The 22,070-nt window shown below is 53.4% G+C and carries 20 protein-coding genes; 15 read left to right on the top strand and 5 right to left on the bottom strand.

What is annotated here, in order from left to right; translation table 11 throughout:
- Positions 1-211 precede the first annotated feature (211 nt).
- From F457_RS14295 to F457_RS13780, 6 genes are all read left to right on the top strand, one after another.
- Positions 212-898, top strand: a complete 687-nt coding sequence (locus F457_RS14295; RefSeq protein ID WP_018980570.1) for an energy transducer TonB — start codon at positions 212-214, stop codon at positions 896-898.
- A gap of 179 nt (positions 899-1,077) precedes the next feature.
- Positions 1,078-2,124: a MotA/TolQ/ExbB proton channel family protein gene (locus tag F457_RS0107760; protein WP_018980569.1), complete on the top strand. Its 1,047-nt coding sequence runs from the start codon at positions 1,078-1,080 to the stop codon at positions 2,122-2,124.
- A 4-nt stretch (positions 2,125-2,128) separates the two neighbouring features.
- Entirely contained in the window at positions 2,129-2,557 is a 429-nt protein-coding gene (locus F457_RS0107755; RefSeq protein ID WP_026294278.1) for an ExbD/TolR family protein, read from the top strand.
- Between the two features lie 101 nt (positions 2,558-2,658).
- The gene (locus F457_RS0107750) at positions 2,659-3,099 is read left to right on the top strand and encodes an ExbD/TolR family protein (RefSeq protein WP_018980567.1); all 441 of its coding nucleotides are present in this window, start codon (positions 2,659-2,661) and stop codon (positions 3,097-3,099) included.
- A gap of 4 nt (positions 3,100-3,103) precedes the next feature.
- Positions 3,104-4,384 carry a hypothetical protein gene (locus F457_RS0107745; protein ID WP_018980566.1) on the top strand — a complete coding sequence of 427 codons (1,281 nt, stop codon included), beginning with the start codon at positions 3,104-3,106 and terminating at the stop codon, positions 4,382-4,384.
- A 389-nt stretch (positions 4,385-4,773) separates the two neighbouring features.
- A complete protein-coding gene (locus F457_RS13780; RefSeq protein WP_156809399.1) occupies positions 4,774-5,460 on the top strand; it encodes a hypothetical protein in 687 nt (228 codons plus the stop codon).
- On the opposite strand, the gene F457_RS0107735 is transcribed toward F457_RS13780, so the two are convergent.
- Positions 5,447-5,794, bottom strand: a complete 348-nt coding sequence (locus tag F457_RS0107735; RefSeq protein WP_018980564.1) for a protease inhibitor I42 family protein — start codon at positions 5,792-5,794, stop codon at positions 5,447-5,449. The two genes, F457_RS13780 and F457_RS0107735, sit on opposite strands and share 14 nt — an antisense overlap.
- A 173-nt stretch (positions 5,795-5,967) precedes the next feature.
- On the opposite strand from F457_RS0107735, the gene F457_RS0107730 reads away from it, so the two are divergent.
- From F457_RS0107730 to F457_RS0107720, 3 genes are all read left to right on the top strand, one after another.
- On the top strand, positions 5,968-6,549 hold the full coding sequence (locus F457_RS0107730) for a DJ-1/PfpI family protein (RefSeq protein WP_018980563.1): 582 nt from the start codon (positions 5,968-5,970) through the stop codon (positions 6,547-6,549).
- Positions 6,550-6,588: 39 nt separating this feature from the next.
- A complete protein-coding gene (locus F457_RS0107725; RefSeq protein ID WP_018980562.1) occupies positions 6,589-6,876 on the top strand; it encodes a ribbon-helix-helix domain-containing protein in 288 nt (95 codons plus the stop codon).
- Between the two features lie 235 nt (positions 6,877-7,111).
- Positions 7,112-9,583, top strand: coding sequence for a mechanosensitive ion channel family protein (locus tag F457_RS0107720; RefSeq protein WP_018980561.1), 2,472 nt, complete (start codon positions 7,112-7,114; stop codon positions 9,581-9,583).
- 111 nt (positions 9,584-9,694) lie between these two features.
- On the opposite strand, the gene F457_RS13600 is transcribed toward F457_RS0107720, so the two are convergent.
- Positions 9,695-9,865 carry a YqaE/Pmp3 family membrane protein gene (locus F457_RS13600; protein ID WP_018980560.1) on the bottom strand — a complete coding sequence of 57 codons (171 nt, stop codon included), beginning with the start codon at positions 9,863-9,865 and terminating at the stop codon, positions 9,695-9,697.
- A gap of 252 nt (positions 9,866-10,117) precedes the next feature.
- Between F457_RS13600 and F457_RS0107710 the strand changes: the two genes are divergently transcribed.
- Positions 10,118-12,538, top strand: a complete 2,421-nt coding sequence (locus F457_RS0107710) for a mechanosensitive ion channel family protein (protein ID WP_018980559.1) — start codon at positions 10,118-10,120, stop codon at positions 12,536-12,538.
- 97 nt (positions 12,539-12,635) lie between these two features.
- Here the strand turns inward: F457_RS0107710 and F457_RS0107705 are convergent, their stop codons facing one another.
- Complete coding sequence (locus F457_RS0107705) at positions 12,636-13,055, bottom strand: ArsR/SmtB family transcription factor (protein WP_018980558.1); 420 nt, start codon at positions 13,053-13,055, stop codon at positions 12,636-12,638.
- Positions 13,055-13,771, bottom strand: coding sequence for a peroxiredoxin (locus F457_RS0107700; RefSeq protein ID WP_018980557.1), 717 nt, complete (start codon positions 13,769-13,771; stop codon positions 13,055-13,057). The genes F457_RS0107705 and F457_RS0107700 overlap by 1 nt, the downstream gene beginning before the upstream one ends.
- A gap of 261 nt (positions 13,772-14,032) precedes the next feature.
- Between F457_RS0107700 and cydD the strand changes: the two genes are divergently transcribed.
- The 5 genes from cydD (at position 14,033) to F457_RS0107675 (ending at position 20,542) form a co-directional block, all read left to right on the top strand.
- Positions 14,033-15,709, top strand: a complete 1,677-nt coding sequence (cydD, locus tag F457_RS0107695) for a thiol reductant ABC exporter subunit CydD (RefSeq protein WP_018980556.1) — start codon at positions 14,033-14,035, stop codon at positions 15,707-15,709.
- A complete protein-coding gene (gene cydC / locus F457_RS0107690) occupies positions 15,706-17,403 on the top strand; it encodes a thiol reductant ABC exporter subunit CydC (protein WP_018980555.1) in 1,698 nt (565 codons plus the stop codon). The genes cydD and cydC overlap by 4 nt, the downstream gene beginning before the upstream one ends.
- A 157-nt stretch (positions 17,404-17,560) precedes the next feature.
- Entirely contained in the window at positions 17,561-19,174 is a 1,614-nt protein-coding gene (locus tag F457_RS0107685; RefSeq protein ID WP_018980554.1) for a cytochrome ubiquinol oxidase subunit I, read from the top strand.
- Complete coding sequence (gene cydB, locus F457_RS0107680; RefSeq protein ID WP_018980553.1) at positions 19,174-20,313, top strand: cytochrome d ubiquinol oxidase subunit II; 1,140 nt, start codon at positions 19,174-19,176, stop codon at positions 20,311-20,313. Before F457_RS0107685 ends, cydB begins: the two co-directional genes overlap by 1 nt.
- Before the next feature lie 10 nt (positions 20,314-20,323).
- The gene (locus F457_RS0107675) at positions 20,324-20,542 is read left to right on the top strand and encodes a hypothetical protein (RefSeq protein WP_018980552.1); all 219 of its coding nucleotides are present in this window, start codon (positions 20,324-20,326) and stop codon (positions 20,540-20,542) included.
- Between the two features lie 428 nt (positions 20,543-20,970).
- Here the strand turns inward: F457_RS0107675 and F457_RS0107660 are convergent, their stop codons facing one another.
- The gene (locus F457_RS0107660; RefSeq protein WP_018980549.1) at positions 20,971-21,960 is read right to left on the bottom strand and encodes an aldo/keto reductase; all 990 of its coding nucleotides are present in this window, start codon (positions 21,958-21,960) and stop codon (positions 20,971-20,973) included.
- Positions 21,961-22,070 lie beyond the last annotated feature (110 nt).

The raw sequence follows: 22,070 nt of genomic DNA, 5'->3' as shown, positions 1-22,070 counted from the left end.
TCCCGTAAATAACCATTTCTTTGCGGTGATTACTATTCACCCCTTTTCTGGACCAGATAGGGCCGGTATGAAGGGGAGGCCTAGGCAAGTTCCACCGCAGAGCTGGTTTGGGTCAAGACAACACGCAACCTGACCCGCCACGCTGCCCGGCCCTATCATCTAGGCAGGCGCCGGGGCGGACTTAGGGAATAAGGGGTAAGAAGGTTTCGAAATGAAGAGCTACGCCGCCCAGCAACGCAAGCCGACGGACTATATCGTCGCGGTTGTCGTGGCCATTTTGGCCATGGGCGTGGTGGTCTATGCCCTGACGCGCCACCCGTTCAGCAAGTCTGAGCCACCCCACGCACCCATTCAGACGCGCGTCATCAATGAACCACCACCACCACCGCCTCCACCACCGCCGCCGCCTCCGCCGACGATGGTGCAGCCACCTCCACCATATATTCCACCGCCTAAGATCAATGTGCCACCACCGCCTAAACCACCGATGCGGCATGTGACACATCAAAAGCCACCGAAGGCACAGCCACCGGCCACGTCCCCGACGCCACCGGCCCCAACGTCAGCGCCGCCTTCTAACGCAGACACGGCGGAAACAGATCATGGTGTCAGTGCGAGCCCGATTAACAAGCCCCCTCTGAACTACCCAGAGGACGCTGAATCTGAAAGCCGTGAAGGCTCTGTGACGGCTTCGTGTGACATTATGCCAGATGGTCATCCTGCACATTGTAAGGTGATCAGTGTGAAGGGCGGGAGTGACTTTGCGGAAAGCGCAATGGAGTTCCTGACAAGCCCACGGCTTCGTTACCAGCCTGCTGTGATCAATGGGCAACCCGTTGTGGAGCATAACCACGTGCTTCATGTGGACTTTAGTTTGGGCGGTGGTAGCGACGAATAACCATCGCCTGCCCCTTCCCATCCTGTATGGATATGGAAGGGGGACAGATTTCTTCTCTTTCGCCTTTTCTTAGGGGAAAGATCAGCTTAACTTCGGGAGGGCGGCCAATCCACAAGCCCCCTTCCAGCGCACCCCCTCCACTCAGCGGGTGTCTGACTTTTGACGAGGATATGGGATTCATGACCAGACTGTTCCGCCTTCCTGTAACCCCTGCTTCGCCTAAGGCGCGCACTGTAGGTGGCACCGCTCTCGCGCTTACACTGGCTCTCGCAAGCGTCTCCGCTCCTGCTGCGTTCGCACAGGATGCCTCCCAGCAACAGGCACCGGCCGCTCCACCTGCCGATGCAACAACCCCAGCTGCCCCTCCTGCCGGTGCAACAACGCCAGCAGCTCCCCCAGCCGGTGCAACGACCCCTGATGCAAACGCACCAGCGCCTTCCAACGGCACGCCTGTTACCGCAACACCAGTGAGCGATAAGCCTGCTGATAAGGCTCCTGCTGAGAACCCTTATGGCCTTAAGGCTCTGTGGAAGAATGGTGACGTGATCGCCCGTGGCGTTCTGCTCATCATGGCGATTATGTCTTTGGGCACATGGATCATTCTGGTTACGAAATTCATCGAACAAGCCCGCCTCTTCAAAGCGGCTCGTGATGCAGGCCATACATTCTGGAACCAGAAGTCTGTCCAGGAAGGCACTAAGAAGCTTAAAGCAGAATCCCCTTTCCGTTACATTGCTGAAACCGGCATCGCTGCTGCTCAGCACCATGAAGGGTCTATGCGGGATTCAATTGATCTGCCTTCATGGATCGCCATGTCCATCCAGCGTTCCATTGAAACGGTTAATACACGCCTCCAAGGCGGGCTAGCCTTCCTCGGGACTGTGGGCTCCACCTCTCCCTTTATTGGTCTGTTCGGAACCGTGTGGGGTATTTATCACGCGCTGACAGCCATCGGGATTGCTGGTCAGGCTTCTATCGACAAAGTGGCTGGCCCTGTGGGTGAATCGCTGATCATGACGGCCATCGGTCTGGCAACCGCTGTTCCCGCTGTGTTGGGCTACAACCTGCTTGTCCGCCGCAATAAAGGGGCTATGGATCGCGTGCGTAATTTCGGCTCTGACATTCACTCCATTTTAATTGGTGGCTATCGTCATGGTTCTGTGGAGCTTGACGTTGGCAAGAGCGACTCTGCACCAACCACCACAACCACTAGCCAGCGAGTCTAAGAATATGGCTATGAACGTCGGAGGAAGTGGCGGTGACGACGAAGTGGTGTCGGCGATTAACACCACGCCACTCGTCGACGTCATGTTGGTGCTGCTCATCATCTTCTTGATCACCATCCCTGTTGCCACTCATACGGTGAAGGTGAAATTGCCGGTTGACCATAACCAACCGACACATACCAAACCGGGCAACGTCGTCTTGGCGATTACCGCTGATGGGCAGACCTACTGGAACACGACACCACTACGGAGCCGTGAGGAGCTGCTCAACCGCCTCGTTGAGGCGGCTCGCCAAACACCACAGCCTCAGATCCAGATCCGAGGGGATGGTGCTGCGAAATATATGGCTGTCGGCCAAGCCGTGGCCGCCTGTCAGGAAGCCGGTATTTCCCATATCGACTTCATTACAGAACAGCCCCACGACGCTAACTAAGTAGGAGGGCGAGATAAGCGACATGCTCTCGCCCTTCCATCCCTCTTTCCCATGCTCTACCAACCTTACAGATAGAGCATGCGCTTTCTGGAGACTGCCTTATGGCTATGAGTGTTGGCTCTGACAGCACCCATGAAGACGAAGGTATCGTCGATATCAACACCACGCCTTTGATTGACGTGATGTTGGTGCTGTTGATTATGCTCATCATCACCATCCCTTTGCAGACACATTCCGTTTCGATTGATCTGCCTCAAGGGAATCCCCCTCCCTCCAGCGTGCAATCCCCGATCGTGACGATTGCCGTAAGCTATGATAATTCTATCATGTGGAATGGCTCTCCGATTACGTCAGAAGAGTCTCTGCAAGCGCATCTGCGCAATGCCGTTTCCGGCCCTGAAGACGGACAGCCTGAAGTGCATATCCACCCAGATCGTCTCTCAAGCTATAAGACGGTGGCGCACGTGATGGCAGATGCTCAGCGTCTTGGCGTCACCAAGCTGGGTATTGTCGGCCTAGATCAATTCATGGAAGGACAATAAGCTCATGGCCCCCTCTCCCTTAACGATCTCTCGTGCAGCATTGATGGCGAGCGCTTTTGGTCTGGCCGCTTTTATCGCACCACACCATGCTCCCTTTAACGGAGGAGGGGCACTGGTCTCTACAGCTTATGCTGAGGATGCTCTCGGTCAAGAAGTCGGCGGCCATCTTCAACAAGCTCAGAAAGCACTCGCAGCCCACAAACTCAGCCAAGCGATGGAGGCCGTAGATGCTGCTGATGCCGTCAAAAGCAAAAGCAGCTACGAGGCCTATGTCATTGCGCAAATGCGCGCTGCCGTTGCCGCGCAATCTGGCAATGCAGCAGCAGCGCTCAAGGCCTATGATGTCTTGATCAATAGCGCTCGCACACCTGCGGCTTCTAAAAAGCAGATGCTCATGGCGCAAGCGAGCATGGCCTATAGTGCGCGTGACTATGCCAATGCGGCTAAAGCAGCAGCGCGCTATACCCATGATTACGGTGCTGACCCACAGATGCAGACCTTGCTCGTGCAGTGCTATTATCTTCAGCAAGACTGGAAGGGCACGATTGCCGCTGTACGCGGGATTATCGCAGCTGACCAAAAGGCCAAGCGCCCCCCTGCCGAAAGCCAGCTTCAAATGATGGCAACGGCCTATGGCAATTTACGTGACCTCCCCGGCCAAACCAACGCTTATGTTCAGCTCGTAAAATATTATCCACGCACGCAATATTGGCAGATCCTGATCCATAATCTGGTCAGCGATCAATCATTATCACCACGCTTAGTCTTTAACCTTCAGCGTTTGCGGCTTGCCACGGGTGTGCTCACCAATCCTTCCGACTTTCAGGATATGGCAGAACGCGCTGTGCAAATGGGCCTACCGCAACTGGCACTTAACCTGCTCAATGAAGGCTATAATCGCCATCTCCTTGGCAGCGGCCCAGCGGCAGCATCCCAAGAACATTTCCGCTCTTTTGTCGCTCAACAGGCTGCAAAAACGCGCAACGATCTCCCTGCTTCGGTACAAGAAGCTGGACGCACACCAACAGCCGGGCCATCTCTCACGACTGGGTATAACCTCATCCTGAATGGTCAAGTCGATCAGGGGCTTGCTCTCATTCAACAAGGACAAGAGAAAAAACCGCGCTTCCCCGACATTGCCCAGCTTGAGAAAGGAATGGCGTTGATTGATGCGGGCCGTAAGACGGACGCCGCAACGCTCCTAGACTCCATGAATGGTGATGGTGTCGTCAATGACCTCGCCCAGCTCTGGGCTGTGTATCTCCACAGTGCAGCCGCACGCTAACGCACCGCGCTAGCTCGCACGCGCATAGGCATTCAGAACGCACGTCTCGCGTAGTTGGGACGTGCGTTTTTATATCACAATGTTTGGTTCCAGACCTCAATAAACCCACACAGTCAGCCATCATTCACCTATGATAGAGTGAGTACGTTCCACAGGCATCTTTAGAAACCCATAAAGATCAACGGCTCTTAATCTTTTGATAAAACGATGTCGCTGACTGCCATACTGCATGGTCTATCGTGCTTACCATGATAGCGAGCGATACATGCCCGGCTCACACAAAAGCCACACATAGGGTCACATCACATTCATGATATCTCTTTATTCTCGACAAAAATCTAAAGAAATTTTATCTCACAGTTATTCCATCATGACGAAAAAAGACCTCTGTGACGATAAACCGCCATTTTCTTCTTAACCTCACTTTGTGCGTCGTACTCACCGCTATAAGTGGATGTACCTCGATTGGTACCAAATTTCGCCCAGAACATGTTGAATGGGCCCGTGCGCAAGGGAAGGCCACTCTTACTGTGCGCGGCTACATGACCGGCACGAGCAAAATCAAAATACCGTGCAATACATCACCCGCCAAGGCGATCCTCATGCCAGATGACCCTTATTACAGAGGGTGGATCCGTGCGATGAATTCTTTCCACATAAGCTTCCCTGCTACTCTATCAACGAAAGCAGAGGTACTTCTTCGACAAAGCCCCTGGACAGGACGCTGCATCTTTACCTTTAAAAACGTGCCTCCCGGCCCATGGCTGGTCATGATCACGATGCATGAAACCATCGTCCGCGAGATCCACTCCACAGGGTTTGGCGGCTCCGTCTCATTCCCAGCTGTCATCCCTGACCTCGCCTACGCTCCCCTCACCATTACCTCAAGCGATACGGTTATACGCAAAAACATTGTGATGGATTACAGCAAACGCACAGATATTGGTCTCTTCAAATTTCGTAAGCGTGCCACCCTAAGTGACGTCGAAGAATGGACACCACCCGAAAAAACACCCATTACTCCCCCCAAACAGAGCCCTTTTCACAGTTCCCAGTCGCTCTTTAACGGACGGTAATCGTTTTGACCGTCTCCTCTTTAGGGAGGGCTTCAAAGGGGCGCCCATAAACCAACACAAGCTTGTCCGTCCCGCGCTTTACGGCTTTGAGATAAAGCACTTCCTGCTCAGGGCAGCCAACAGCACCGTGGCAATCCCGACCGGGCTGGCGCTCCATCCCGACAAGCACGGCTGTTTGAGGAAGGGTTTTGACCATCCAGCTTGCACCTGTGGAAAATTGCGCGGGTAATGTCAGAGTGAAAAGAGCCTGAGGACGGACAGTAAGGTCGGTGCGCTCCTGAGCATAACTCAGCGAAGGAAGAAGTAACGCGACCAATGCAAAACATGTCTTCATATCAGACCTTCTCCTATACAGCTTGCTTCTCTCAATGTCGTTACCACCTATTACCTGTCACATATGAAGTAGCCTATAATAAGGCATTCCCTTGATAAGGGACGGTATATGAAACCATTCAGCGCCCCCTCTGCCGCGTCATGGGGGAGCGATACAGTAGAGAGGATATTATCATGGCACAGAAGAGAATTCTTTTTATCGTTGGCGATTTTGTCGAAGACTATGAAATTATGGTTCCCTTCCAGATGTTAGACATGGTGGGCCATCACGTTGATGTTGTCTCTCCGGGTAAGAAGACAGGCGATCACGTCGCGACGGCTATTCATGATTTTGAAGGGTTCCAAACCTATACCGAAAAACGCGGCCATAACTTCACACTAAACGCCAACTATGATGACGTTTCTGAAGAAGAATATGATGCACTTGTTATCCCTGGGGGGCGCGCTCCTGAGCATCTCGCCACTCATGCCTCTGTTCTAGAGCTCGTTCAGGCCTTCTCGCGGGCGAACAAACCGATCGCGTCAATCTGTCACGGGCCGGTCTTGCTGGCAGCAGCTGGCGTGATTTCTGGCAAAAAAGTAAGCGCTTACCCAGCTTGCCAAGCTGATATAGTCCTCGCAGGAGCCTCATACCACACTCTTCCGATGACAGGTGCCATCACCGATGGAACGCTTGTTACAGCTCCAGCATGGCCTGCCCATCCCGCTTGGATCGCGCAATTCTTGGAAGTTCTGGGCACCAAGATTACGCGTTAAGCGCATCAACTTTTCTCATATCACGTAAGGAGTGCGTTTATGTGCGATCTCTATAGCCATGCTGACCCAGCACTCTATCACTATCGCACGCGCTCTTTGCGCCTCCACGGGGTGGTGACCACCCTGCGGTTGGAGGATATTTTTTGGGATATTCTCCAGACGATCGCTCATGATAGCGGCCTCACCCTTAACCAAGCCATTACGCGGCTGATTGATGAAGCCATTGAGCGTCATGGCTCCATTGCTAATACAGCATCTTTCTTACGCGTTTGTTGCCTACGCTACCTGAGTGAAAACCCTTCCCAAAAATCCAACGTCCCCTCTTAACGCAGCAAGAGGGTTTCTCCTCCTAATCAAGCGCCCTTCCCATATGAAGACAAGCCAATAACTCTGCTCTTTTTACACAGGAATATAAGGCTCTTTTGATTTTTTTTCTGTATCCTATATTTTAATAAGATCGCTTTAAAAATGATGGTTCGTTTTTTACAAAGGTCTTAGACCTTGTGGCGGGAACATCAACCTGTCTTCCCTCGCCATCATCACATCTTTGGAGAAGTCGCTCATGCCAGACAGGGCCTTCAGCTCTGGGCGCCATAGCCCGCCTTCCCAGTTTTTCTGGGGCCATTTCCGCCCGCTCCTGCGTCTTTTTGTCGTGCCTTTGCTTCTTATAAGCTTAGCGCCGACTTTGGCACAGGCCGCCACAACGCCTGCTCCAGCGGGGCCGCATATTGATGCCGCTCAAGCAAAGCAGTTGATCGGTGTGCTCAATGATGACGCTAAACGTAAGCAGTTTGTCACGACGCTAAGCAACTTAACAGCTGCACAAACCTCGACAGCGCAAAAAGCGTCGCTCCCCGACCAAGTGCTGACGAATTTGTCCTCGTTTGGCAGCCGCACGATGATACAGCTGCGTGTGTTGCATCAAAACGCGCTCAATTTTCGTGAAATCATCCCTTGGGTGCAGCATGTCTGGCAGGACAAGAGCACGCAAAGCCAGATCTCCTGCGTCCTTCTCCGTGTCGCACTGATGATTGTCGGCAGCTTTGTGCTCATTCAAGTGATGAGGCTGCTCCTCAAACTGCCACGCAATAAGCTTGATGAGTTGGCGAAGGATCATGATCGGCTCCAGTTCCATCGTGAAGCCGATAAGCTCAGAGCGGCCAGCGCAGCTAATGCGAAAGCCGAAAAAGCAGAAGCAGAAGCAGAAGATGATTCTTCTGAGGATCAAAAAACGAGCACAGACGCAGCTCAACCCGACTTTGAAGATCAACTCCGTCGTCAAGGGGCTCTGTCTCGTCTGCTCATCTCCCTCCACCGCTTCCCCTATACATTCGGAAATGCGGTGCTAGATGGGCTGATCATCCTCATGTTCCCCCTCACAGCTCTGCTTATTCAAAGCTTAGACCCAGCCCCCACTGATGAAACGTTACAATCTGTTTGGAGCATTGCGTGGATATCGGGCATCGGTCTGGGGATCTGGACGATCCTGATCCGGGCTTTACTCGCACCTAAACAGCCTTGGCTGCGCCTAACGGTCTTGCAAGACAATGTGGCGAAGTTCCTTTACTATTCCTTCCTACACCTCGCTACGGTGCTCGCTTGGGGCTATACAGCACTGATCGTATTGCACCATTGCACCCTACCCCCGGATGTCTCGCTGAGCTTAGAAAAGCTCCTTGTCCTCGTTGTGCATGCGATGGTTGCCGTCATGATCTTGCGGGCCCGCGGGATGATCAAGCATGTGTGCGACCGTGTGGCAACGCGCAGCCCACGTCTAGCCCCATTCATGCGTGTGATTGCCCGCTGCTGGTGGGTTGTGGCGCTCTTCTTTGACGTTGCACTATGGCTTGTCTGGGCCGCTAATATTCAGGGTGGCTATGATGTCATCTTGCGTATCTTCGTTCGTACATGCGTTGCACTGGTGCTGATGCGCGTTCTCAGCATTCTGGCCTATGGTGGGCTGAGCCGTATTGTCCATGCCCTTACTGATTCTACCCTCACACATGAGACGCAAAACCGTATTTTGCGCTATTACCCCGTTGCCCAGCGCCTTTTAGCGGTCGTGATCGCGGTGCTAACAGCTCTGTCCCTCGCTGTGGCATGGGGAGCACCGATCTACTCCGTCTTTGGGGAACATACACTCGGTGGGCAACTCTTCTCCTCCATTATCACCATCATCATCGCCTTGGTTGTTGGTGTTGTGGCGTGGGAAGTTGTCAATGTCGCGATTGAGAACCAGATCCGCCGTCTGGGCCAAAAAGACAGCGTTGAGCAGCAAAACCGTATGGCACGCCTGCGCACCTTGCAGCCGATGTTCCGTATTCTTCTGCTCGTTGTTCTGGTCATCGTCATTGGTCTGACGGTTCTCTCTCAGCTGGGGATCAATACTGGCCCACTTCTGGCGAGTGCCTCTATTTTTGGTGTGGCTTTGGGTTTTGGTTCTCAAAAGCTGGTGCAGGATTTCATCAGCGGTATTTTCTTACTGATGGAAAATGCCCTCACGGTTGGTGATTCTGTCACCCTCAACGGCACCTATGGTGTGATTGAGAAACTGTCGCTCCGCTCGGTGCATATCCGCGCCAATGACGGGTCGATGAACATCTTCTCCTTCAGCTCCTTAGGTCAGGTCACCAATTATAACCGTGATTTCTCTCGCGCTATGATCATTGTGGAAGTCGGTTACGATGTGGATACGGACGTTGCCGTTCAGGCTCTGCTCGATATTGCGCAAGACATGCGTAAAGATCCGAACTTCTCTTCAGACATCATTGACGACTTCCAGCTCTGGGGCGTTTCAGCGCTCAATGATTTCTCTGTAACAGTGCGAGGAACCTTCCCCACAACCACATCAGGCCGTTGGCCGGTTGAGTGGGAATTCTATCGTCGGGTGAAAAAAACCTTCGAGGAACGTGGGATCACCATCCCCTTCCCAACACGGACGATCAATCTTCAAGATGTCGCCGAGGCCGGCACATCACGCGCTGTGCCATCACGGCCTCACGCTCCAACCCAGGGGGGCAACAACGCCTCCTAAAGACAGAAGGGGAGCTTCCAGCTCCCTCTTCTCTCATAAAAAAAACCCCTGCCTTCACTCAGAAAGGCAGGGGTTTTTTGATACGACGGTTCAATGAACCTTCAAAAAGACTTAGCCATGTTCTTCGTCATAAGAGCGTAAGGCTAGAAGCGCCCAAATCGTGGCTGGAACCCAACCAAGAATAGTCACCTGAAGCAGCAGGCAGATAATCCCCGCAATGGGACGACCGATTGTAAAGAAGCTCAACCACGGAATAAAAAATGCGATCAGAACACGGAGCATACTCTGCCCTCCTTATTAGCGTATGACAATAATCTCCATGACGCTCCATACTTTGGACACGCTCATGGCCTCTTACGGCCGTACTATAAACAACCGTCCTTTAATAGAGAGTTTCCATCTTGCCGGTATGATGTGATCATTCCATACTGTAAGTATCGTGTCACGAGCCTTTTTGTTTTAACCACAGGCGCGTGGATAGGCTCAACATACCCTCTAAAAAACACGTCCTTTGCGTGGAGAATGATCCCTCTTATGGTTTTGACAATCCAGAAACCTTCTTTTATGCGCCATATATACAGGCTTATGCTTGTCGCATTGGTCTCTGCTCTGACGGCTTTAGGCTTAAGCTCCGCCCAAGCTTCCAGCCCAGCCCCTGCTGCAGCACAACCCACGCTCAACACACCTCTGAGCCGCGATGAAGCACAACGCCTGCTCTCTGTACTCAATAACCCACAAGAGCGCGATCAGTTTGCCCGCACGCTCTCGCTCATGGCGCGCGCAGCACCACCAGCCTCCACGCCGGCCTCATCCCCTTCATCTACCCCCACACTGGATAAAAGTCTTTTACCAGACCTGCACTCCGGCTTTAACAGTCTGCGCAACCAAGTCTGGGGCGATATTGGCCATTTTTTCAGCCTCTTTAACGATGTGCGCTATGTAGGGATTGAAGCCCATAAACAACTGAGCGCTCCAAGCGTACGGGCTGCTATTATTAGTACCCTAACAAAAACGGCCCTTATTTTCATCATTGGTCTGGCCTTGGAATATGGCACTAGCGTTCTTCTACGCCGGCCTGTGCATTATCTGACAAGCCAAGCCTTCCGACGCGATACCCTCAAACGCTCGGATACCTCCCCCGACCCCTCTGCTTCCGCAACCGGTGAAGATAACGAGAAAACAGAAGAACTTCGGGCAGCCGACCAAAGACGCCAAGCAGAAACATTGCGCTTTCTCGCACGCATTCCTTATGCTTGTGGGTTCTTTGGTCTCAAAATAGCTCCTATCGCTGTTTTTTACTTGCTGAGCCTCGGCGCCTTTGTACTCATTCCGTGGGATCAGACCGGTGGCGATGTCTTTATGAACATCGTCAATATTTATGCCGTTACACGCTGCCTCTATCTTTGCGGGGAAACCATCCTCGCCCCGCACGCATCCACCATTCGTCTCCTGCCCGTCATGGACATAACGGCACGTTTGCTCACACGCTGGTGGAAATATCTCATTATCCCTCTCGCGATCATCGTTATGCTTACCTGCTTGGGCGATAACCGATTTATCATCCTTCCACGCGGGGCTGATGCGTTAATCCGTATTATCGTCTTTATTGAACATCTCTTAATCGCGGTCTTTATCTGGCGCGTACGCCATATTGTGAGCCGCTTTTTAACACCAAACCGCACCACTGCTCACACGGTCTCTTTTTGGAGTGTACTGGGGGCTATCGCCCGTTTATGGTGGATTCCAGCTCTGTTACTCGATGTGTCACTCTGGACGGTTTGGGCCGCACAACTGCCGGGCGGTTATCATTGGATCATTCGTGCCACATTAGCCACGATCGCTACACTCGTGCTCTTCCGCATTGTTGCGATTATGGTTTATGGCGCTCAAAATACCCTTTTCCGCCTCAAACCCTCCCTCGTTCAGCGCTTTCCTGACCTCCAAAAACGTGCTGACCGCTATTACCCGATGACACGCCGTTTACTCACAGCGATGCTCATCGCCATTACAACCGTCACAATCGCTAATATTTGGGGTCTGCCAAGCTATGGGTTCTTCCTCTACAACCCTCTTGGGAACCATATTTTTGTTACCCTCCTGATCCTCCTGACTGCCGCTATCAGCGCGGTATTGATTTGGGAGGGGATCAACCTCTTCCTCCTCCAACAGCTTGCTCATTTTGAACAAAATGGCATGCTGTCCCGTGCGACGCGTCTTAAAACCGTCCTCCCCATTATCCGCACCGTCATGCTGGCGTTGATTATCATCATCGTCACCGTCACGACCTTGTCGCAAATGGGGATCAACGTCACTCCATTGCTGACCGGTGCCGGTATTATGGGGGCGGCGATTGCTTTTGGCTCTCAAAGCTTGGTGAAAGACTTTATCACAGGGTTCTTCATGCTGGTTGAAGATGCCATTCAAGTGGGAGATTGGGTCACAACAAGTGGAGTTTCCGGCACGGTGGAAAATCTCTCCATCCGCACCGTCCGCATTCGTGATACGAATGGGGATCTCCACATTATCCCCTTCTCCTCGGTCAACTCCATCACCAATACAGCGCGTGGCTATAATAAGATCGTCATCAAGCAGCAGCTGGCTTTGTCAGAGGACTTTGCCCGTGTCGTCGCTCTCATGGCTGATGTGGTGACAGAGATGCGCCAAGACGATACCTTTGGCCCTATGATCCTCTCCGATTATACGGATCTTGGCGTGGATGATAGCGGAGGTTCCGGTGCTGTACTTGTCGGCAGTATTCTCACGCAACCGATGATGAAGTGGAAAGTAAAGCGCGAGTTTAACCGTCGTATCAGTAATCGCTTTGCTTCAGAAAATATCAACTTCTATACGGGCACGTCTTATATTACGACACCCCCCAATACGCCTTTCCACACCGTTCAAGACGGCACGCAACCTCGCATTGAGCCGCCTTCCCAACACTCACCGCAGAGCTAAAACGGCTCTATAACACACGCCCCATCTGGTCATGGTGACCCGGTGGGGCGTTTTTTATTGGGGCACTGCAATACCGCAGTCTCAGCGCAGTGAACGCTTATAATAACTGAGCAAACATGGCCCCATGACCATGAGAAGGCCACTCTTCAGAAGACACGCTTTTTTCCTCGTCCGCAGCACCGTCTGATGATCTCTCTGGCACCAAAATCGTCAATAAATCCTGAGCCTTTTGCGCCGTGACCGTCTGGGCTAGCCTGTAGAAAATCTTTCTCCCAACACGCTCAGAAACGACAAGCTCAGCCCGTCTCAGCTGCCCTAAATACTGGCTCAACATCGGTTGGGTGATCCCCGTTAAACGCTCAATATCAGCGACCATGCAGCGTTGTTGGCGTAATAAGAGGAGAATCATCAACCGTTGCGGTTGAGCCAGCATACGCATCTCTTCTGCTAAGGAGCGACACTGCTCCTCCGTCACTGGCACTCTGTGACGTAATAGCTCTTGGTTTGTCTCTGCCATCATCCCTCCTCATCATCTTCTTGGGATAATCGGCCGGCACATTCATTTCCTTTGGGGTGAAGAAACCAACTCCTCCCCCGCTGACGCATCGATTGCTGCGTTTGAGCGGGCGGCGCAAGTGTTGGTTGGCCGGGGTGCCATCCTTCTGGGGTTACGACGTGAGAACGCTCCACCTCCTGAAGGGCCTCTAACAAACGCAGCATCTCCGCAATAGAGCGCCCCACCGTTGCCGGATATGTCAGGCTTGCTTGTAAGACCCCTTCTGGGTCGATCACCCGCACAGCACGTGCTGTCGCACTATCTTGAGCGGAAGGATCCAACATGCCGTAAATCCGCGAAAGCTCTAGGGAAGGGTCTTCAATAATCGGGAACGGAATTTCCACATCAAAGCGCTCTTTAATGAGGTCAACCCACGCTAAATGAGACGCCAAACTATCGACTGACAACCCCAGAACGACGCAGTTGCGCCGGCGGAAGGCTGGTTCATGGTGCGCCATCGCGATAAATTCACTCGTACAAACAGGAGTAAAAGACGCAGGATGTGCCATGAGGATTACCCAACGCCCGCGCAATCCTCCTAATGTCACCATTCCTTGCGTCGTTCGTGCCCGAAAATCCGGTGCTTTCTCACCAATACGCAACGGCGGTATTACCGGGTCATCCCCTGCCTCATTCATCGCTTGTCGCTCTTTCATCGTCTGAAGAAGGAAACTCATTCTCTCACGCGAATCTCAGAATGTGAATTAAGTTTTTTCATTAATCACCTTTTTTTATATTTTTGTTTTATCCTTAAATACCCTTTATACGAAGCAGTTTTCTGCCATTTTTTAATTTGATATATATCAAAAAAATTTATTTTCTCGCAGAAAATTAAGCTGTTTGGGCTTGATTATGGCGATAAAGTGATTTTGTTAAGTCAATCTACTCGTTCAGCCAAACATCTGTGCTGAACCTATTGTCACCTTCGGAGGCTCTTCATGACACCCCGCCTTCACGCCAGAGCGCCGCAGACATTATCCCGTCTGACGCGCCTTGCCGCTGTACCACTTGCGGGGTCTGTCATGCTCGGTGGTGGTGGCGCTGTTTTTCTCATCGCGCAGATGGGAATTCTTGCGCACATCATTACCGACCTCGCCTTTCGTCATCATCACGCACTCAACGACCTCCCTTATGCAGGGCTTCTCATAGGCTGTGTCGTGCTCCGCGCCCTCTGTCAGGGCAGTGCCGATACGCTGGGTGATTATGCGGGCCAAACCGTCACCTCCTCCTTACGCATGGAAGCCATGGAGCATCTTTTCCGTGTGGGGCCGGTGGGGCTGTCTGGCCAGGATAGTGGCCGCATGGCCACTCTCCTCTCTGAAGGGATTGAGGCCCTCCACTCCTATATATCCCGCTACATGACCCGAGCAGCGGCCATGCTCGTCACCCCTTTGCTTATCTTGGCAATGGTGGCCAAGCTTGACGGGTGGAGCCTGCTGATCCTTGCCATCACAGGGCCGCTTATTCCCCTTTTTATGGCTCTTGTGGGGTATAGTGCCCAAAGCTTGATGGATCGCAAATGGACAGAGCTTCTCCTTCTCGGCGCTTCTTTTCTTGATACACTCCAAGGGCTGACCACGCTGCGTCTGTTTGGGCGCACGCGCGATGGGTTAACCATCCTCGCTCATCAGACCCACGCGCATCGGCGCAGCACGATGGCGGTTATGCGGGTCGCGTTTCTCACCTCTGCCGTGCTGGAGTTCTTCTCCAGCCTGTCAATCGCGTTGGTCGCTGTGCTGTTTGGAGCCCGTCTGCTAAACGGAACAGTGGCCTTCCAAGAGGCGTTCTTTGTGCTGCTGCTCGCCCCTGAGTTTTTCATGCCGCTGCGCAGTTTTTCTGCCAGCTACCATGACCGTCAAAATGCCCAAAGTGCCTTTACCCCGATCGCAGAGCTCTTCACCCTTCCACCGTTATGTCAGACCGACCGTCCGTCTTCCACATCCGCTCCTCTTCAGAGCGTGCAACTTGAAAAGCTATGCGCAGGATATGGCGACGAACCCGACGTGCTTCACAGCCTCTCCGCTCACTTTAACCGCGATCAGCTTACCGTCATTACCGGGCCCAGCGGCAGCGGCAAAACGACGCTCCTGCGTGTTCTATTAGGGATGATGCCGCTCCGTTCCGGCCAAGGCAACGCACAGCGTGCAGACGGCACAGAATGCCCTCTGGCATCCCTCACGATTGGCTGGGTACCGCAAAGCCCCTTCCTGCTTGCAGGCACTATCGCTGATAATCTACGCCTCGCCTCGCCTCATGCCACCGAAGACGCCCTGCATGACGTCGTACAACAGGCCGGCATGAGCGACATTATCGCGACCCTTCCTGAAGGCCTCCAGACCTCTTTGGGGGAACGCGGCGCGCCGCTTTCAGCAGGGCAGATCCGCCGGCTGGCTCTGGCTCGCGCCCTGCTTCGTGCCCCTCAGCTTCTGCTCTTTGATGAACCTACAGCTGATCTCGACGCCACCAATGCCGCCCATGTGGCAGACGCCATCGCGCATGCCAGCAGCGGGCGGGTCTGCGTCGTCATTGCCCATCGCTCTGACCTCACCCGTTACGCTCAACAAACTCTGACGCTGAGTAACGGGGCATGGGCACAAACAGGAGCGGTCTCATGACCCAACCGTCACCGTCCGCTTTTTCCATCCGTCCTTTCCTCCGCCAAGCACGCGGTGTCTTGTTTGCTGGGTGTGTTCTTTCATGCTTGGCGTCTTTGGCGAGCTTTGGGCTGCTTTTTCTCTCCGGCTGGCTCTTAGCAGGCGCGGCAGCCGCGGGAATAGGCGGGATCGTGGCACAAAATATGTTCAACATCACGCTGCCCGCCGCTGGTGTGCGCTTCTTTGCGACCGTGCGCATCGTGGCCCGCTATGGGGAACGGCTCATCACTCATGATGCCGCCCTCCGTGTGACGGGAAAGCTACGTGTCTGGAGCTTTAAAACCCTCGCCCCACGCTCAGAAAGTCTGGCAACACAGGCGCGCAGCGGTGATGTCCTGTCACGCTTCGTCCATGACACCGAGCAGCTTGGGCAGTTCCCCCTTGATGTAGGTCTGCCTGTCGGCACCGCCCTCGTGGGCGCTCTCGTCGCTGTCGGTGTGACCAGCCTGTTCAACCCAGCCAGCGGCCTTGTGCTCGCCATTGGATTAAGCGTTGGTGGCCTCGCCCTCCCATGGCTGATCGGTGTGCTGACAGACCCACTTTCTCAAAAGCAAAGAGAGAATACGGCCCGTCTGCACGCGGATATGTTGGAGACCTTACAAGGCATGGCCGATATTCTGGCTAATGGTGCAGCCCAGCGCTGTATGGGCCGCCTGCACCAGCGCCAAACAACGGTCAACCGCCTTATTTTAGGGCAAGCATGGCGCTCCCATATCGTGCGGCAACTGCTGCCCATCCTCACCATGCTGTGCGTTTTAGGCGTGCTCTTCTGTGCCTCTGAAGCCCTGCAGGCTGGGCACCTCACAACAGCGCAACTCCCTATGCTGGCGATGGGGGTTCTCGCCGCTTTTGAGATGATCGCGCCTTTGATGGAGGCTCGTTTGGCCTATGAACGCTTTGTTCAAGCCGCGCAACGGGCTGGTGCCCTCTGTGCTCTTCCCATCGCCACGCCAGAGCCATCCACACCAGTAGCCCTCCCCCAGCACGCGCCTTTAGCCCTCCGTCATGTCCAGCTCTCTCTCGGTGGGCACAAAGTGCTGAACGATGTCACCTTCAGTCTCGCACCGGGGGAACGCTGTGCCATCACCGGCCCTTCTGGCGCGGGAAAATCGACCATTTCTCGCCTCATCATGCGGCTGATCGACCCCGATCATGGGAGTGTCACACTCGGAGATAAACCGCTCAATCATTTTACAACCGAGCAGCTTTCTCACGAGATTGGGATGCTCAGTCAAACGCCTCATCTCTTCCAAGGCAGTGTGAGGCGCAATCTGCTTATGGCGGATCCACAAGCGACCGAAGCACAGATGATCGCAGCCCTGCACATTGTTGACCTCCATGAAGAGGTCAACGCCATGCCGCAAGGGTTGGACACACTCTGTGGAGAGCACGGCACACGGCTTTCCGGCGGGCAAATGCGCCGCCTCGCCCTCGCGCAAATCGTTCTACGTCGCCCATCCTTCCTCGTGCTGGATGAACCGACTGAGAGCCTCCCTCCCTCTATGGGCACACACATTATAGACAATGTGCTCGCCGCATTACCCCAAGCGGGTGTACTGTGCATTACCCATAGGCCAGAACCCCTCCCTTTTATGAACCGCGTGTTCAGGCTGCATAATGGCGCCCTCATCGCCGAGGAAGGGGGTGAGCGATGAGTTAAGCCCCCATACATACCCAACCTGACAGAAGGTGATGCTTTCTGGCTGGGCCCTGCCGCTCTCTCTCTTTCGACGACGGCCCATCCGGGGAGCATCTCCGCCCTTTACCCTAGCGTGCTCTGTCCATGCCCCCTTCGAGAAACAGGAGTTTGCAGTGGATTTTATCAATCCCCATGTCGTTGACCTGTCTCGCTTTCAATTTGCGATGACAGCGCTCTACCATTTTATGTTTGTCCCCCTCACCTTGGGGCTGACCTTCCTTGTTGCCGCGATCGAGACTGTTTACGTCATCACCGGTCGTCGTATTTACCGTGATATGGCCAAATTTTGGGGCCATCTCTTTGCCATCAACTTTGCCCTCGGCGTGGCAACCGGGCTGACGATGGAGTTTGAGTTCGGCACTAACTGGTCGATGTATTCCCACTTCTTTGGCGATATGTTCGGCACACCACTCGCCATTGAAGGGCTGATGGCGTTCTTTATGGAATCGACCTTCATCGGCCTCATGGTCTTTGGGTGGGATCGCCTCAGCCGCCCCGCTCATTTGGCCGTGACCTTTCTTGTTGCCGTGGGGTCTAACCTTTCCGCCCTGTGGATCCTGATCGCCAATGCGGGCATGAATGTCCCTACAGGCACGCATTTTGACCCCGATACCATGCGGATGCAGTTCGACAGCTTTGTTGAGCTCGTCTTTAGTGAAGACGCTCAAGCGAAGTTTGTTCACACCTCTGTTGCCGGTTATGTCTGCGCTGCGATGCTCATTATGGGGATCAGCGCCTTCTATCTCCTGCGTGGACGTCATCGTGAGCTTGCGCTCCGCTCCTTCCGTATCGCCACCCTTTTTGGGCTGGTCTCTTCGGTCGCCGTCATCACCTTAGGGGACGTCTTGGGCCGGATGGACTACGCAAAACAACCGACCAAAATCGCCGCGATCGAAGGGCTATGGCATACGTCAAAACCACCCTATGCACCGTGGGCGGCTTTCGCCTTACCCGATGATGCCAAGCAAGAAAACCATCTTGAGATCGGTGTTCCGTTTGTGCTGACCCCGCTCATTACGCATAGTTTTGACCAGCCAGTCACCGGTATGCACGAGCTTGAAGACCAAGCAGCACCACGCATCCGCTCCGGCATTATCGCGATCAATGCGCTCAAACGCTATGGTGATAGCCATTCCAGCACGGATCTCGCAACCTTCCGCGCGCATGAAGACGATATGGGCTTTGGCTTTCTCGCCATGCGTCATAGTCCCAACCAAGACACCAGCGCCATCACTGAGGCTGACCTTGAGCGCGTCGTCAAACAAACACAGCCGGATATTCTGCCGAATGTGTTCGCTACCTTCTGGGCTTTCCGCATCATGGTGGCTCTAGGTGGGTTCTTCTTCATCTTCTTTGCTTTCTCCACCTTCTTCAGCCTGCGTAATCAGCTTGAGAGCAACCGTTGGCTGCTTCGTATTGCTGTATGGGCCATTCCTCTGCCTGTCATGGCAACAGAGTTTGGATGGGTGACCGCAGAAGCAGGGCGTCAACCTTGGACAGTGTTTGATCGTCTGCCGACCTTCCTGTCTTCTTCCAGCCATACAGTCGGGTATATGACCTTCTCACTGATTGGCTTCATCCTCCTCTACAGCGCGCTGATTATCGCAGAGTTTTATCTGATGTTCCGCTACGCACGCCGTGGCCCGCAGGACCATACATCCCACGAAACGCCAAGCACCGACCCGATGCTTTCAGGCCTGCATAACGCACAAGGAGGGCGCTTCTGATGACGGCTTATGTTATTCTTAAACTTCTCTGGACGGGGATCTTAGGCTTCCTCCTGTCAGCGCTTGGGCTGATGGTTGGAATGGATATGGGCGTCGGCACACTTCTGCGCTTTGTCGGCCGCACTGACCCCGAACGCCGCACCATGCTCAACATTATCGGCCCTCATTGGGACGGAAACCAAGTCTGGTTCGTCTTGGGAGGCGGCTCCATCTTCGCAGCGTTCCCCTCCCTTTATGGCACGTCTTTTTCCATCTTTTACGTGGTGATGATCCTGCTGCTCTTTAGCATGATCTTGCGCCCCGTAGCCTTTGAGTATCGCTCTAAAGTGGAAAATAAGCATTGGCGCGCAGGATGGGATAGTGCTTTCCTCATCTCGGGTTTTGTACCGATGTTCGTCTTCGGTGCGGCCTTTGGGAATGTCCTCCAAGGGGTTGGCTATCACTTTCTGTGGACGGGGCAATATATCCAAGATGAGAGCTTCTGGTCATACTTGCTCAATCCCTTTGCCATCCTCTGCGGTCTTATGAGCGTCTCACTCAGCGTGCAGCAAGGCGGGGCGATGCTGATGCTGCGTGCAGAAGAGCCCATCTACTCACGCGCGAAACAGTATAGCTCCTTCGGTGGACTTGTCGCGGCCCTGCTCTTTGTGATTGGTGGCGTCTGGGTTCACAGCATCAAGGGCTTTATGTTGACCGCTCCGGTAGATCCCAACATGCCAGCCAACCCACTGCATGGCCAACATGTCGCCATGGTAAAAGGTGCATGGCTGACACATTTCACAGCCCATCCATTGCTCTGGCTGATCCCCATTATGGGAACATTCTGCATGGTGGCGAGTTCTTTCTGCCTCCGCCGTGACCATGTCGGGCTTGCTTGGTGGCTGGGTGCGGGCTCTTGGATCGGTACCATCGGGACAATCGGCGCTGCGATGTTCCCCTTCCTCATGCCATCATCCACAGCACCAGACCAAAGCCTCAGCACATGGAATGCCACAGGCAGCGCCTATGGCCTCACCGCGATGTTGGTTGTGAGCTGCATCTTCATTCCACTCATCCTCTCGTACACCTCTTGGTGTTACCATGTCATGCGCGGCCGCGTGAGTGTGCATGACGTCATCAATAGTCACGATAGCTATTAAGGAGGGGCTTATGTTTGCTCAATTTCCATCCTTGTTGAAACTCGCAGGCCTTGGGGCTGCGCTCGTCATCGCCCTGCTCTTTGCTGTCTTCGTTGGCGACCAAGGCCCGTGGTATTTCGCTTGGGTTGTCGGCACGGTGATGATCGTGCTCATCTCCGCTACAGGGGCCGTTCTCTTTGAAGCCCAAAACAATCAAGACCACGACCAGAACAAGGAGACACAACCATGATGGGTGACCTAGAAGGCATTATCTTCTTTATTCCCTTTGTTTATCTTGCTGTTTACCTCGCTGCCGTTGTGATTATGAAACGCATAGAGCCGTGATCGCTCAATAAACGCTTTCCTTTATCACCCTGCTCTATGGGGCACTCTATAGTGCTGGGGGAATGTGACAGCCACGGCAGTGCCACCCTGTCATACCCCAGCCCATAGACGCCACTCTTGAGGAGGAACGAAAAAAGCCGCCCTTTCCATCAGGGCGGCTTTTTGTGTACTCTCACAACGTCAGAGCATAGAGGGACAATCACGTAATGGATGACGATACCAAAGAAGCACTCAAGATGTTTCTCCGCTTTCTCATCCCGATCATTCTGGTTGGCGCTGCCTTCGCCGTATTTTCCGTTAAAATTCTACTGGCTCTCTTTTAAAGCGCACAGCTTACCGACCAATCATTTTCATAAATTTCTCAGGGTAACGTGCGCCCTCAATCGTTAGGGTTCTGACTGCCTCTTCAATTTTCTTCAGCTCATCAGCACTCAACATAATCTCCGAAGCTGCAGCATTTTCGTCAAACCGTGACAATTTTTTAGTGCCAGGAATGGGTACAATCCATGGTTTTTGGGCCAAAATCCACGCTAAGGCAATTTGCCCAATCGTTGCCCCACGCTCCCATGCGATAGAACGCAATATATCCACACAGGCCTCGTTCTTCTCCATCGCTTCCGCCTTAAAACGTGGCAAAATGGCCCGGAAATCATCCTCTTTCAGCTCGGTCTCTTTAGAGATCGTGCCTGTTAAAAAGCCTTTGCCAAGCGGGCTATAGGCCACAAGCCCAATGCCAAGCTCTTCACAGGCCTCAAAAATCCCATTCGTTTCAAGATCACGCGTCCATAACGAATATTCATTTTGTAACGCAGCAATAGGCTGCACCGCATGAGCCCGGCGGAGCGTTTGAACACCGGGTTCTGACAAGCCAAAATGGCGGACTTTCCCTTCAGCAATCAGCTCTTTAACCGTCCCCGCGACGTCTTCAATCGGCACATCTGGATCCACACGATGCTGATAAAACAGATCAATCGTTTCAATACCAAGACGTTTGAGCGATCCTTCACAGGCCCGGCGAATAGACTCAGGGCGACTATTCAGCCCCTCCGTCTTTCCATCCACATAGTTAAACCCAAATTTGGTCGCAATCGTCACCTGATCCCGCACGGGACGCAGCGCTTCCCCGACCATCTCTTCATTCGTAAAAGGCCCGTACACTTCAGCAGTATCAAAAAAGGTTTCACCACGCTCCGCAATGGCACGAATGAGGGCTATTCCGTCTTTTTTGCTCAGCTTATGACCGTATCCGAAATCGATCCCCATGCAGCCAAAACCAATCGCTGACACCTCAAGACCGCTTTGTCCTAAAATCCGTTTCTTCATGGTTTATCCTCTTTCTCACGACTCTCTTATCGACAGGCCCTCACCATGACTCCACTCACATCTTATGATAAGTATGATAAATGATATTGCCGTTATGAAAGATATTCATC

Origin of the sequence: Saccharibacter floricola DSM 15669 (assembly GCF_000378165.1) — a bacterium.
Taxonomy (GTDB): domain Bacteria; phylum Pseudomonadota; class Alphaproteobacteria; order Acetobacterales; family Acetobacteraceae; genus Saccharibacter; species Saccharibacter floricola.
The sequence above is the reverse complement of the archived record's forward strand: the minus strand, read 5'-3'. Positions and strand labels throughout refer to the sequence as shown.

Excerpts from the sequence above, each read along its gene's own strand:
- F457_RS0107710 (WP_018980559.1), top strand. The coding sequence starts at position 10,118 with ATGGTTTTGACAATCCAGAAACCTTCTTTTATGCGCCATATATACAGG.
- cydB (WP_018980553.1), top strand. The coding sequence starts at position 19,174 with ATGACGGCTTATGTTATTCTTAAACTTCTCTGGACGGGGATCTTAGGC.
- F457_RS0107735 (WP_018980564.1), bottom strand. The coding sequence starts at position 5,794 with ATGAAGACATGTTTTGCATTGGTCGCGTTACTTCTTCCTTCGCTGAGT.
- F457_RS0107745 (WP_018980566.1), top strand. The coding sequence starts at position 3,104 with ATGGCCCCCTCTCCCTTAACGATCTCTCGTGCAGCATTGATGGCGAGC.
- F457_RS13600 (WP_018980560.1), bottom strand. The coding sequence starts at position 9,865 with ATGCTCCGTGTTCTGATCGCATTTTTTATTCCGTGGTTGAGCTTCTTT.
- F457_RS0107760 (WP_018980569.1), top strand. The coding sequence starts at position 1,078 with ATGACCAGACTGTTCCGCCTTCCTGTAACCCCTGCTTCGCCTAAGGCG.
- F457_RS0107750 (WP_018980567.1), top strand. The coding sequence starts at position 2,659 with ATGGCTATGAGTGTTGGCTCTGACAGCACCCATGAAGACGAAGGTATC.
- cydD (WP_018980556.1), top strand. The coding sequence starts at position 14,033 with ATGACACCCCGCCTTCACGCCAGAGCGCCGCAGACATTATCCCGTCTG.
- F457_RS0107700 (WP_018980557.1), bottom strand. The coding sequence starts at position 13,771 with ATGAGTTTCCTTCTTCAGACGATGAAAGAGCGACAAGCGATGAATGAG.
- F457_RS14295 (WP_018980570.1), top strand. The coding sequence starts at position 212 with ATGAAGAGCTACGCCGCCCAGCAACGCAAGCCGACGGACTATATCGTC.
- F457_RS0107675 (WP_018980552.1), top strand. The coding sequence starts at position 20,324 with ATGTTTGCTCAATTTCCATCCTTGTTGAAACTCGCAGGCCTTGGGGCT.
- F457_RS0107720 (WP_018980561.1), top strand. The coding sequence starts at position 7,112 with ATGCCAGACAGGGCCTTCAGCTCTGGGCGCCATAGCCCGCCTTCCCAG.
- F457_RS0107730 (WP_018980563.1), top strand. The coding sequence starts at position 5,968 with ATGGCACAGAAGAGAATTCTTTTTATCGTTGGCGATTTTGTCGAAGAC.
- F457_RS0107660 (WP_018980549.1), bottom strand. The coding sequence starts at position 21,960 with ATGAAGAAACGGATTTTAGGACAAAGCGGTCTTGAGGTGTCAGCGATT.
- F457_RS0107755 (WP_026294278.1), top strand. The coding sequence starts at position 2,129 with ATGGCTATGAACGTCGGAGGAAGTGGCGGTGACGACGAAGTGGTGTCG.
- F457_RS0107705 (WP_018980558.1), bottom strand. The coding sequence starts at position 13,055 with ATGGCAGAGACAAACCAAGAGCTATTACGTCACAGAGTGCCAGTGACG.
- F457_RS0107725 (WP_018980562.1), top strand. The coding sequence starts at position 6,589 with ATGTGCGATCTCTATAGCCATGCTGACCCAGCACTCTATCACTATCGC.
- cydC (WP_018980555.1), top strand. The coding sequence starts at position 15,706 with ATGACCCAACCGTCACCGTCCGCTTTTTCCATCCGTCCTTTCCTCCGC.